The organism is Bacteroides sp. OM05-12, from assembly GCF_003438995.1.
Classification (GTDB): domain Bacteria; phylum Bacteroidota; class Bacteroidia; order Bacteroidales; family Bacteroidaceae; genus Bacteroides.
The window spans coordinates 44,184-57,249 of record NZ_QSUN01000024.1; the positions used below are offsets into that span (position 1 = coordinate 44,184).

Genomic DNA, 13,066 nt, shown 5'->3' on the forward strand with positions numbered 1-13,066 from the left:
AGTTATAAGCAGGGAAAAGTTCGTAGGGGAAGATAAGTCGTGCCGGTGCAGAGCAATAAGAGTGCTCTGCATCGGTGACTTTGATGTTATTTATTGAATAATTCCTTTTCTGTGAATGCTCCCAACTTGATATATTTGTCATATATCTCCTGATAGGCTTTGGCATTCGCCTCATTGGGGAAGTATTCTTTAGCGAAACCGGAGTTCATGGCTGCCTGTGCATCTTCCACTTTGGAATAGATACCTGCTGCTGTTGCAGCAAACATGGCGGCACCAAGTGCGCAGGCCTGATCTGTCTTGCATACTTTGATAGGCATATTCAGCACATCACTCAGGGTTTGCATCACAAAAGGCGACTTCAATGCGATACCTCCGATACCGATCACATTGTCGATGCGTACACCTTCGTTGCGGAAACGGTCTACGATGGCTTTGGAACCGAAAGCAGTTGCTTCCACCAATGCGCGGAAAATACGAGGGGCGGTGCTGCCCAATGTCAATCCGGTAATCGTACCTTTCAACAGTTGGTTGGCATCCGGTGTACGGCGTCCGTTCATCCAATCGGTTGCGATGATGGTGCTCTCACTTACCGGTATCTTTTCTGCTTCTGCGGTGAGGGCGGGAATGATACGGTCACAGGCTTCCTCTATCAGTTTTGCTTTGGTGGCTTCATCAATGAGTGAAGACTGCCCGATAATGTTCTTCAACGGAAACTCCAGTACACGCTTGAACCATGCATAGATGTCACCGAATCCGGATTGTCCGGCTTCCAAACCTACCATGCCAGGAATAACAGAACCGTCTACTTGTCCGCAGATACCTCTGATCAGATTATGCCCGATTTCTTCGTAGGAGGCTACCATCACATCGCAGGTGGATGTACCGATGACACGTACGAATGTGTGAGGTGTTACGCCGGCACCGACAGCACCCATGTGACAGTCGAACGCTCCTCCGGCAACCACTACATTTGTTGTCAGCCCCAAGCGTTTTGCCCATTCGGGAGAGAGCGTGCCTACTGCTTTGTCGGCCGTTTCGGTCTTGGTAAACAGTCTGTTGCGGAATCCGGCCAATGCAGGGTCGAGCTTGGTCAGGAACTCTTCGCTTGGCAGTCCGTCCCATTTCTCATGCCACATGGCTTTGTGACCGCAGGCACAACGGCTGCGGACAATGTCTTTCGACTTGCTTACTCCTGTGATGAGTGCCGGCAACCATTCGCAGTATTCCACGATGGAGTAGGCTTTCTCTCTCACCTTCGGATCTTCACGGAGGATATGCAGTGCTTTTGCCCAATACCATTCGGAGGAGTAGATACCTCCTTCATAGGCAGTGTAGTCGATATCCCATTCTTTGCTGAGCTTATTGATCTCGGCTGCTTCCTGCACGGAAGTATGGTCTTTCCAGAGGACGAACATCGCATTCGGGTTCTCGGCAAATTCAGGCAACAGGGCGAGGGGAGTACCATTCTCGTCAGTGAAGGCGGGAGTACTTCCGGTAGTGTCGAAAGCAATACCTACTACCTGTTCGGCTGTTCCGGCAGGACACTGTGCGAGGGCTTCCCGCACGCTCACCTCCAATGCCTCGATATAGTCCAACGGGTGTTGGCGGTATTGATTGATGGAGGGATTGCAATACTTGCCCTCTTTCCATCGCGGATAATATTTCACAGCGGTGGCAAGTTGTTCGCCTGTTTGGGCGTTGACGACGATGGCGCGGGCTGAGTCGCTGCCATAGTCTAAACCTATTACGTATTTCATATTAATTACGAATTATGTGTTATGAAGAACTTTTAAGACCGATGGTTCACTGATGACGCTGATTGGGCTGATTAATGCGGATTATTAATATTAGAATCCGTCTTCATTCGCTTAATCAGCGTTATCCGTGTACCTCGTTCTTGTCCTCTTTTCTTAGGTACGGATTACTCAGAGGAGAGTCCTTCACACTTCATTGTTAATTATAGCAACGCTTTATTCAGCATATAATACACCTCATTCATTCTCAGTTCTTTCTTGAACTCGCTGATGGTGGTATTCTCGTCGATGACTACCATTTCGATACCTGCCATCTCGGCATAATCCTCCAGATATTCCACTGTGAGGTCGTAGGAGAAGCTGGTGTGGTGAGTACCTCCGGCAAGAATCCATGCTGCGGCACCTACTTCGAGGTTAGGACGGGGGATCCACAGTGCGGAAGCTACCGGGAGCTTGGGCAGCGGTTTGCTTTTGATACAATCCACTTTATTTACGATGAGGCGGAAACGGTTGCCGAGATCGACGATGGTAGCGGCAACACCTTCACCTTGTTTGCTGGTGAAAACCAGACGTGCTGTCTCGCTGTCGATACCGATGCTGAGGCGGTGTACTTCCAATTTAGGCTTCTGTTCGGCTATCAGCGGGCAGACTTCCAACATATGTGCCTGAAGGATGGTACTGCGTTCGCCATCGAAGTTCAGTGTGTAGTCTTCGAGGAAGGAGCAACCCTTGGGCATACCCTGACTCATGAACCACATGGTGCGGTAGAGGGCGGCAGTCTTCCAGTCGCCTTCTGCACCGAAACCGTAACCTTCCGCCATGAGGCGTTGTGAAGCGAGGCCGGGTATTTGGTCGAACAGTCCCAAGTCGTCAAAGTTGGTAGTGAAGGCTTTGGCGCCTTTGTCTTTCAGCAGACGACGGAGGGCTATCTCGGCTTTGGCGGAGTTCCACACTTTGGTATAGGCTTCCGTACCTTCTTTCTCCAGTTCGGGAGCATGGTCGTATTCTTGGAAATAAGTGGCTACAAGTGCCTTTACGTCTTTATCTTCCACAGCCGTATAGTATTCCATCAGATTGTTTACCGGACAATAATCCACGTGATAGCCCAATACCTGCTCGGCACTGACCTTGTCACCATCGGTTACGGCTACGTTGTTCATCTGATCGCCGAAACGTACGATGAGCATATCCTGAGCATCTGCCCATGCAGCAGCCACGCGCATCCATGCAGCTATCTGTGCCTGAGCTTTTTCATCTTGCCAATGGCCTACCACAACTTTGCGGTTCTTGCGCATACGGGTGACGATGTGTCCGAATTCACGGTCGCCGTGAGCCGATTGGTTCAGGTTCATGAAGTCCATGTCCATCGTATCCCAAGGTATCTCCTTGTTGAATTGTGTGTGGAAGTGCAGCAACGGTTTGCGGAGTTCCTGCAATCCGTGTATCCACATCTTGGCGGGAGAGAAGGTGTGCATCCAAGTGATGACGCCCACGCAACGGTCGTCATTGTTGGCTGCCTTAAAAGCTGCCGTCACCTCACGGGATGAGTTTACCGTACCTTTATATACTACCTTGACGGGCAGACGGCCGCTATCGTTCAATCCCTTTACCATCTCGTTAGAGTGTGCGTCTACTGCCACCACTGCGTCGCCTCCGTAAAGGAGCTGTGCTCCGGTGACGAACCATACTTCGTAATTATCAAATGCTTTTTCCATACTAATGTTGTTTATACTATCTATTATTAATCTTGTTATTGCGCTCCAGCCGCGCAGGCTCTTCATTTCTTTTCCGCAGGGAAAAGAAACGGAAGCAAAGAAAAGCTGCCGTCTGCGTTCCAAAGCTACTCCGCTCGGTCGAGGGCTAAACGAAACGAACTCGCTAACGCTCAAACAGCGTTTCGTTCTCGACGCCCTCTCTGTCGCTCCGCTTCACGCTTCTGCACTGAGGACGGAATCTGTGACCGCCCCTCTTTGGTTTGGTCGACCATTCCTTACGTGTACCGGTCGACCGGTCCCTATGCGGAATGGGGTACCGGTCCTTACGTGTTCATGCCTACGTGAACGTATGTGTTCACTATACCACGAACGTACGTGTTCATGGGTACACGAACAGTAGTGTTCACTATGGCACGAACGTATGCGTTCGCTATACCACGAACAATTACCCCTGCCCATAGTAGGCGTTCGGCCCGTGCTTGCGGCTGAAGTGCTTCTCCACGAGTAGCGGATTCATCGTCAACGCAGGGTTCACGGCGTAGGCGATGCTTGCCATCTTGGCCACCTGCTCCATGACAACGGCGTTGTGTACGGCATCGGCTGCATCCCGTCCCCATGCGAAAGGTCCGTGATTCTTCACCAGCACACCCGGCGTATGAACAGGATTCAACTCCTTGAAACGGTGTACGATGACATTGCCTGTCTCCCGTTCATAAGCACCTTCTACTTCCTCCGCCGTCATATCCGCTGTGCAGGGGATGGCGTCGTGGAAGTAATCGGCATGTGTAGTTCCGATGTTGGGAATATCCAATCCGGCCTGAGCCCACGCTGTGGCATAGGTGGAATGCGTATGAACCACTCCGCCCGTCTCGGGGAACGCTTTATATAACACGATATGGGTGGGAGTGTCGCTGGAAGGTTTCAACCGTCCTTCCACCACGTTACCGTCGAGGTCTACCACCACCATATCGTCTGCTGTCATTACATCGTAATCCACTCCGGAGGGTTTGATGACCACCAACCCGCTTGTACGGTCGATAGCCGAGACGTTTCCCCAAGTGAAAATCACCAATCCATGCTTCACCAAGTCAAGGTTGGCACGGAATACTTTCTCTTTTAATGCTTCTAACATAGTTCTTTTATATTAGTTCTAAATCTTTATCAATGCCGATGGTGCGCGGATGACGCTGATTAGGCTGATTGGTGCGGGTTAATATTCCATATCCGTTTTCATCCGTTTGATCCGTGTTATCCGCGAACCTCGTTCTTATTCTTTATCGGGCATGGATTGTTAGAGTTTGAATCTCGGGTCTTTACGGTAAACCTTATTGTTGAACTTGTACAACGCAGCCCCACGCTTTGATCCCGACTTATCTATCTTGTCTGTCTTCTCAATATAGTCCATCTCCGCTACCCGTTTGCGGAAGTTGCGCTTGTCGATGTCTTCACCATAGATGGCTTCATACAGGCTTTGCAACTGCGATAGGGTAAACAGCTTAGGCAGCAGATTGAATCCGATAGGCTCCGTAGAGGCTTTCATACGCATCAATTCCCGGGCCTGCTCTACCATCTGCGGGTGGTCGAATATAAGTTCGGGCAGTTCGTTGATGTTCACCCAGAACGCATTGTGCTTCTGTACCAATTCGCGGTCGGACTCATTGATATTCAGCAATGCATAATAGGCAACGGAAACTACCCGTTCGCCCGGATCCCGCTCTATCTCTCCGAATGTGCCTACCTGTTCCATGTACACGTCCGTCAGTCCGGTCAGCTCGGATAATACCCGTTTGGCAGCATCATTCACACTCTCATTCTCCTGTACGAATCCTCCCATCAGCGACCACTGTCCTTTGGCAGGCTCGAAGTTCCGCTTCAGCAAGAGCAGGCTCAACTCCCCCTGATTGAATCCGAAGATAATGCAGTCTACTGCTACGTAAAACTTGGGGTGATGGTTATAATAATTTGTCATATATCTTAATTGTTTTACTGTTATTAATGCCGATGGCTCGCCGATTGGGCTGATTGGAACGGATTTAATATGATTAATCCGTCTTTATCCGTTCGATCCGCGTCATCAGCGAACCTTGTTCTTTTGCTTTCTAATCATCGCTTGTCGAAACAAGAGGGTCTGTGACCCCTACCAGAAGTACCAATAGAAAGCGGCGGTAATCCCTAGGATGATAATCGTATGGATAACATCCCATTTGTCCCAACTTGCGCGAGTCGCAGCCTTCTGCTCGGCCGTAGCCGTACCGAATACAAGTCCCTGAATCTTTTCTGCCGTAGGTGCTTTGGTCAATAGACTGACAACAATTACTACGATAATACAGAATAAGAACATCCATCCGCAGAAGAACAGCCAGTTCATATCATAGAACAGGTATTTGAAGAGTGAATCACCTGCCTCGCCGGCGTTGCTGTAATACACCTTAGCTCCGAGACGGGTCAATCCGATGACCATACCCGAGATAAGTCCCCACATACCGCCTTGAGCCGAAGTACGTTTCCAGCATATACCCAGCAGGAACGCTGCGGCAATACCCGGAGCCAATACCGACTGTACGTCTTGCAGATAGGTATAAAGCACATCACCGACGCTACGCATGATAGGAATCCAAAGGATACCTAGAATAACGATTACTACCGTTGCAATCTGTCCGATGGTAACAAGATGCTTCTCCGAAGTTTGAGGACGGAAGCGTTTATAGAAGTCGATGGTGAACAGCATGGCGGACGAGTTGAACAGTGATGCGAGTGAACTCATCAGCGCTGCAAGGATGCCGCAAACCACCAGGCCTTTTACACCGGCAGGCAATAGTTTGGCAACCAATGTCGGGAATGCTGCGTCGGCATTTGCACTGCCGTTGGCAAGCAATGGCAGGAATCCTTCTCCTCCGGCTGCCAAACTATGTTGATGAAGTGCAAATGCAATCATACCCGGAATAAGGAACAGGAATACAGGCAGCAGTTTCAGGTATGCTCCGAAGATAGTACCGCGTCGTGCTTCCTTCTGGTTCTTACCGGACAACACACGTTGCACGATGAACTGGTCTGTACACCAATACCAGAAACCGATAATAGCCGAACCGATCAGTGCTCCCAGCCAAGGGAAGTTCGGGTCGCCATTGTTGCGTATCAGATTCGTCATCGTATCTCCATATTCATTCACTGTTACGGCACTGCAAGTACGTATCATCTCGTCCCATCCACCAAGTTCCTTGAATCCGAGTACAAGGATAATCAATGAACCGAGTAACAGGATAGGCGTTTGAAGTACAGATGTATAAAGTACGGACTTCATACCACCGAAGATTGTATAAACGGCAGTCAACAATACAAGCCCGATGGCAGCGATCCAAAAGAAGTCAATCCCCCATAATTCCTTGATGCCGAATACCTGCTGGAATACTAATCCTCCGGCATATACGGTAACGGCAACCTTTGTCAGTACATAACTGACCAATGAGATCACGGAAAGTATCGTACGTGATTGTGGATTATAACGTCTTTCCAAGAATTCCGGCATAGTATAAACCATGCTTCTGGTATAGAACGGAACGAATACCCAACCTAAAATAAGTATCATCCATCCCTGAATTTCCCAATGTGCCATAGCCATACCGCTTGAAGCACCTGCACCGGCAAGTCCGATAAGATGTTCCGAACCAATGTTGGATGCAAAGATAGAGGCACCGATAGCCAGCCATGTGGCATCACGTCCACCTAAGAAGTAATCTGCCGAATTATTCTGCTTTTGTCTGACCACCCAGACGATGATTCCTATAAGGGCTAAAAAGAATACCCCGATAACTAACCAATCTAAAAATTCCATACTATATAGTTTAAGAGTTAACGATTATTTCTCTACCGAGAATTTATATATACATTCACTGTTGTAAGTTTGTCCCGGTTCCAGTACTACAGAAGGCCATTCCGGCTTGTTAGGACTGTCAGGGTAGTGCTGTGTCTCTAAACAAACGGATGCACGTTGATTATATACGATACCTTTCTTCCCTTTCACCGTTCCGTCAAGGAAGTTGCCTGTATATACTTGAATGCCCGGCTCATTAGTATAAACTTCTACACTGATGCCACTGGTAGGAGAAGTCAATTTTGCAGCTGGTTGGGTGATATCTCCTGCTGTGTTCAATACCCAGTTATGGTCATATCCGTTACCGTTCTTCAGTTGTGCAAATTCAAAGTTAGCTACATCTTGTCCCACCATTTTGGGAGTAGTGAAATCCATTGGAGTTTCCTTCACCGGAAGTATTTCACCGGTTGTCATAAATGTACTGTCTACCGGAGTATAATAGTCTGCATTAACATATAGAATGTGATCGGTAGCTGCATTTGCCGGATTACCGGATAGATTGAAATACGAATGTTGTGTCATGTTGATTATCGTTTTCTTATCCGTAGTTGCAGAATATTTGATGTCGATGGCATTGTCGTCCGTCAGTTTGAAAAGTACGGTAGCCGTCAGGTTTCCGGGAAAGTTTTCGTCACCATCCGGAGAAATGCGGGTCAGTTCCAATGTCGTGCTATCTATCGGATTAGCTTGATAAACTTGGTATTGCCATCCTTTAGGGCCTCCATGTAAACAGTGTCCATAATTGTTTATAGGTAATTGAATGGTGTCTCCATCCAAAACAAACTGCCCATGATCTATACGGTTAGCGTATCTTCCGATGGATGCGCCGAAGTCACTAGGAACATTAATATAGTCAGCCACACTGTCGAATCCCAAAACAACATCTTGCATATTGCCATCTTTATCGGGTACCATGATGGAAACGATTCTTCCTCCGAAGTTAGTGATACACACCTCCATACCATTGGTGTTTTTAAGTGTGAACAGTTTTGTTGCTTCTCCGTTTACTTCGGTTACAAAGTTTTGAGGATTTAATCCTGATAAAGTGGTGACAGTCGTTTTCTGTTTTGTAGTACAAGATGCCAGAATAAGCATTCCTAATCCCATACTGAATACAAGCTTCTTCATGTCTTTCATTGGTAATGATATTAATAATTTCTACTGTAATTTAATGGTGTAAAAGTAACACTTATTACGATACAATATATAGGTAATTAGTATGTTATGCAACATGAAAGCGATGATAATTGTAATATTTACACTTTAAAGAGCTTGAAATAAAAAAGGTGTAATATCACAATCGATATTACACCTTATTATATATAGAGAATTATATAGTCTTATTCAATTCTGCGAGAACCGTTTCCAATTACTACATCGTATACTTTCGGACTTCTACCGAATTTAGCTTTGAATCTGTCTTTAGCTGTAGCAATGAAAGTATCGTAGAGCTCATTTTTTACCAAATTGATAGTACAACCACCGAAGCCGCCACCCATTACTCGTGAACCGGTAACACCACAATCAAATGCTATGTCATTCAAAAAGTCAAGTTCTTCGCAGCTTACTTCATACAATTTGCTCATGCCATAATGTGTTTCGTACATCTTTTGCCCAACCGTTTCATAGTCGCCTTTTTCCAATGCATCGCAAACATCAAGTACACGCTGTATTTCTTCGATAACGTATTCGGCACGCATATAATCTTCTTGGCTGATTTCAGCTTTTGATTCATTCAACATTTCCATAGTACAATCACGAAGGAATTCTACATGAGGATGTTTTTTCTGAATAGCTGCTACAGCGGCTTCACAACTTTGTCTGCGTTTGTTGTAAGCAGAAGAAGCCAATTCATGTTTTACAACTGAATCGACCAATACTAAACGGTATCCTTCCGGTTTAAATGGGAAATACTGATATTCCAGTGAACGACAATCTAAACGAATAAGGCTGCCTTCTTTTCCGAATACCGAAGCAAATTGATCCATTATACCACAATTAACTCCACAATAGTTATGCTCAGTAGCTTGACCTACTTTCGCTAATTCGAACTTATCTATTTTATTTTCACCGAAAAGTTCATTAATAGCAAATGCATAGGTGCTTTCCAAAGCTGCCGATGATGACATTCCTGCTCCTAGAGGTACATCACCTGCAAAAGCTGTATCAAAACCTTTTACGTTTACGCCTCGTTTGATCATTTCACGGCATACACCGAAAATATATCTTGCCCAACTTGCTTTGGGGGCATCTTCTTCTTGCAAACCGAATTCTGTGTAATCTTTTAAGTCGATGGAGTAAGCACGTACTTTGTCTGTTCCGTTAGGTTTGATTTCGGCAAGCATGCCTTTGTCTACCGCACCCGGAAATACAAATCCGCCATTATAGTCGGTATGCTCACCAATCAGATTGATACGTCCCGGAGAAGCGTATATCGAACCGGTTGTCCCATCAAAATGCTTAATAAAGCGGCTTCTTACAAATTCTATATCCATGATATTATACGTTTAAAGGTTTATAATTATATACCCGCACATTATATTGTACGGGTATACCTTAATTCTTTATTATTCTACAGGAATATTTTTATTTACGTTCTTACAGCCGATAAGTGCATACCATAACAGATAAGCTACACAGATAAACATAACCCAGTAACTGCTGAGGTAACCGGCTACGTCGGCAACATATCCTTGAATTAAAGGAATGATACCTCCACCGCAAACCATGACCATAAAGATACCGGATGCAGCAGCTGTGTATTTTCCTAATCCTTCTACGGCAAGGTTAAAGATGCCACCCCACATAACTGAGGTACATAATCCGCAGAGGATAAGGAATATGACATTTATCGGAATAATGACTGTTTCATCTGAACCAACCAAGGAACTGACGTTTACACCCATAGATGTCGGTAAGAAGATAGCACCTATAAGAAGAATTAAACCTAAACAAGCAACGAAAGTCAACATTGATTTGCTGGAGAAGTGATTTCCTAAAGATGCTCCGACCAATCGGCCTACCAGCATGAGTAACCAATATAGTCCGACGAGTGTTCCTGCTATACCGGCAGCAATACCTAATCCCGGTTTTACTTCTTGGTTGACAACTTTCTGAGCTTTATTATAAGTATCCTGACCAATTACTTTCGGAGTATATTCTTCGTTTCCGAAGTTGGCTTTGTCTTCTTCTTGCAATGTTACTAAATAAGTATTGTCGGCTTGTTGTTTTTCATATTCTGCAATTGTAACCTCGGCTTGTTCCGTGGTAAGAGTTGTCATGAATAAATTAGCAGTACTTGGAATACCTACTTCAATACCTACATAGATAAATATAGCAACTGTACCTAATATAAAGTGGCGGAAAGACATAGGACCGTATTTGTCTTTTTGTCCTTTTTTAGCGCCTGCTTCATTGCTTTGCATATCGGGTTCCGGAATATTAACAAAGTAAAGAACAATGAATGCAAGAGCAAAGATACCCATTGCCAAGAATAAGGCAGGAGTAGCTTTTGCTATCGTTCTTCCGGCTTCTGCTCCCATTAGCCAACCTACTAACATAGGAGCTATCGTAGCACCGATAGAGTTGATGGAACCTCCGAATTGGAGTAACTGATTTCCTTTCTTTCCTCCGCCGCCTAATGTGTTCAACATTGGGTTTACTACTGTATTAAGCATACATACAGAGAAACCGCTGACAAAAGCACCTGCCAGATATACCGGGAAGCTTTCTACTTTTCCTGATAAAAACTGAATACCTACACCGATAAATCCTACAATAATTGCTGCTAATGCTGTTTTCTTGTAACCTATCTTCTTAAGCATTAAGCCGGCGGGAATACCCATAAAAGCGTATGCTATAAAATTGGCGAAGAATCCAAGTTGTGATTCGAAATTGGTAGCGTTGAATTGTTTAGCTGCGATAACTCCCATAGGGCTAGGAAGACCTGTGACGAAAGCTATCATGAAGAAGAGAGCGAACATCATTGCAATAGGCAATGCATAATTCTTTTTTTCCTGATTCATAATCTTTTAAAGTTATTTTTTGTTATTAAATTGGGTTAGTTATTCCTATTTTATTCGATGCCAAACTTATAAATAGTAGTTTGGTGGTATTTTTCATTTTTATCTAATACTACTGAAGGAAAATGCGGTTTATTTGGTGAGTCCGGAAAATGTTGAGCCTCAAAGCATATAGCACTTCTTGCGGGGAAAGTTGCTCCATGTGCTCCGGCAAATCCATTCAACCAGTTACCTGTATAAAGCTGTACACCCGGTTCAGTGGTATATACTTCCATGCTTCTTCCGCTTATTGGTTCTACACATTTTGCTGCAAAACTGAGTTCTCTCGGTTCTTTTTTATTTAAAACATAACAATGGTCATAACCTGCGCCATATATCAGTTGTTGAAATTTATCATTAATTCTCTCTCCTACGGTATGCGGGGTACGGAAATCCATCGGTGTGCCTTCCACCTTTGCTATTTCACCGGTAGGGATGGATACATCGTCCATCGGGGTATAAAAATCGGAGTTGATAGTTACTAGATTATTATCTACTGTAGGTGTAGGATTCGCAATTCCTGCCAGATTAAAGAAACCATGGTTAGTGAGATTCACGAGTGTCTTTTTATCTGTTTCGGCTTCATATTTAATAATAAAAGCATTGTCATCATCCAACGTATAGCTCATTATGACGGATAAGTTGCCGGGAAAACCTTCTTCACCATCGATAGATGTATATTTGAAAGTAACGGAGTTTGCAGTAGTTTGCTCTGCATTCCATACCGCGGTGTGGAAACCTGTAGGACCGCCATGTAATGAGTTGGGACCATTGTTAATGGTTAAAGAATATTCTTTTCCGTCAAGTGTGAATTTGCCTTTGGCAATACGATTCCCATAACGTCCGATGGTAGTGCTTAGAAATGGTTCGGGGCTATTAACGACCTTGTCAATGTTATCATGCCCTAAAATTACATTTGCATATTTGCCATTGCGATCCGGTACCATAATTGATAGAATAGCAGCGCCATAATTGGTCACTGCTATTTCTGTACCTTTATTATTTTTGAGAATGAACAAGTCCGTTTGCTTTCCGTTTATCGTCTTTTGAAAGTCCTTTTTGTCAAGTTTTGACAGGTTATTTTCTGTTGAAAATGTGTTTATCATGATATTCTTCAATTTTAAAGTATTTGTAATTTGTACGCAAATAAAATTAAAAACTTTGGGATACCCAAATAAAAACTATAAAACTATTTGTCGGTTTAAGAAACTTTCGCTTATAAATAATTATCTATATGTGTCTGCTGATTTAATATGCTTGAATTTTTCGGTGGTAGACGAAAAAGGAGGTTTCTACGGATGAGAAATGTTATCGGAACGGAACAGTTTGAGGACATATATGCTTGAATTTTAGGATACGGTCGATCGTTAACAAACGATAGGAGTTTGTCATCAATCGACCGTACCTTTGTCTTTAATCGTCCGTATGTCTTTTTTCAATCAACCTGATGTTTTTCGAAAACATCAGGTTGATTGAATAAGTCATCTAGGTCGATTTTTATAGACTTTATCAGTGTTTTGTACTAAAACAAAATTATTATTTTCTTTCTTCACCTTATCACTATTCGCATTCTTGTTCTTGATTAACAGTGAATTACAGTGAAGGCACTTTTTTTTGAACTGCACCCCAAAAGTTGGACAAAAAAGAGTCTTACACATGAAATTA

The 13,066-nt window shown here is 44.5% G+C and carries 9 protein-coding genes; all 9 read right to left on the reverse strand.

The window, feature by feature from the left end; all coding sequences use genetic code 11:
* Positions 1–86 precede the first annotated feature (86 nt).
* On the reverse strand, positions 87–1,757 hold the full coding sequence (locus DXB63_RS14805; protein WP_199604218.1) for a ribulokinase: 1,671 nt from the start codon (positions 1,755–1,757) through the stop codon (positions 87–89).
* 200 nt (positions 1,758–1,957) lie between these two features.
* Positions 1,958–3,469 carry an L-arabinose isomerase gene (gene araA / locus DXB63_RS14810; protein ID WP_122127191.1) on the reverse strand — a complete coding sequence of 504 codons (1,512 nt, stop codon included), beginning with the start codon at positions 3,467–3,469 and terminating at the stop codon, positions 1,958–1,960.
* Positions 3,470–3,914: 445 nt separating this feature from the next.
* Positions 3,915–4,601 (reverse strand): L-ribulose-5-phosphate 4-epimerase, encoded by a 687-nt coding sequence (locus DXB63_RS14815; RefSeq protein ID WP_122127185.1) that lies wholly within the window; start codon positions 4,599–4,601, stop codon positions 3,915–3,917.
* Between the two features lie 159 nt (positions 4,602–4,760).
* Entirely contained in the window at positions 4,761–5,438 is a 678-nt protein-coding gene (locus DXB63_RS14820; protein ID WP_122127186.1) for an NUDIX domain-containing protein, read from the reverse strand.
* Positions 5,439–5,606: 168 nt separating this feature from the next.
* On the reverse strand, positions 5,607–7,301 hold the full coding sequence (locus tag DXB63_RS14825; protein ID WP_122127187.1) for a sodium:solute symporter: 1,695 nt from the start codon (positions 7,299–7,301) through the stop codon (positions 5,607–5,609).
* A 24-nt stretch (positions 7,302–7,325) separates the two neighbouring features.
* The gene (locus DXB63_RS14830; protein WP_122127192.1) at positions 7,326–8,468 is read right to left on the reverse strand and encodes an aldose epimerase family protein; all 1,143 of its coding nucleotides are present in this window, start codon (positions 8,466–8,468) and stop codon (positions 7,326–7,328) included.
* 212 nt (positions 8,469–8,680) lie between these two features.
* A complete protein-coding gene (galK, locus tag DXB63_RS14835; protein ID WP_122127188.1) occupies positions 8,681–9,835 on the reverse strand; it encodes a galactokinase in 1,155 nt (384 codons plus the stop codon).
* Positions 9,836–9,907: 72 nt separating this feature from the next.
* The gene (locus DXB63_RS18275; RefSeq protein ID WP_233522873.1) at positions 9,908–11,365 is read right to left on the reverse strand and encodes an MFS transporter; all 1,458 of its coding nucleotides are present in this window, start codon (positions 11,363–11,365) and stop codon (positions 9,908–9,910) included.
* 50 nt (positions 11,366–11,415) lie between these two features.
* Entirely contained in the window at positions 11,416–12,507 is a 1,092-nt protein-coding gene (locus tag DXB63_RS14850) for an aldose epimerase family protein (protein ID WP_122127193.1), read from the reverse strand.
* Positions 12,508–13,066: the final 559 nt, after the last annotated feature.

Excerpts from the sequence above, each read along its gene's own strand:
- DXB63_RS14805 (WP_199604218.1), bottom strand. The coding sequence starts at position 1,757 with ATGAAATACGTAATAGGTTTAGACTATGGCAGCGACTCAGCCCGCGCC.
- DXB63_RS14850 (WP_122127193.1), bottom strand. The coding sequence starts at position 12,507 with ATGATAAACACATTTTCAACAGAAAATAACCTGTCAAAACTTGACAAA.
- DXB63_RS18275 (WP_233522873.1), bottom strand. The coding sequence starts at position 11,365 with ATGAATCAGGAAAAAAAGAATTATGCATTGCCTATTGCAATGATGTTC.
- galK (WP_122127188.1), bottom strand. The coding sequence starts at position 9,835 with ATGGATATAGAATTTGTAAGAAGCCGCTTTATTAAGCATTTTGATGGG.
- DXB63_RS14815 (WP_122127185.1), bottom strand. The coding sequence starts at position 4,601 with ATGTTAGAAGCATTAAAAGAGAAAGTATTCCGTGCCAACCTTGACTTG.
- DXB63_RS14830 (WP_122127192.1), bottom strand. The coding sequence starts at position 8,468 with ATGAAGAAGCTTGTATTCAGTATGGGATTAGGAATGCTTATTCTGGCA.
- DXB63_RS14825 (WP_122127187.1), bottom strand. The coding sequence starts at position 7,301 with ATGGAATTTTTAGATTGGTTAGTTATCGGGGTATTCTTTTTAGCCCTT.
- araA (WP_122127191.1), bottom strand. The coding sequence starts at position 3,469 with ATGGAAAAAGCATTTGATAATTACGAAGTATGGTTCGTCACCGGAGCA.
- DXB63_RS14820 (WP_122127186.1), bottom strand. The coding sequence starts at position 5,438 with ATGACAAATTATTATAACCATCACCCCAAGTTTTACGTAGCAGTAGAC.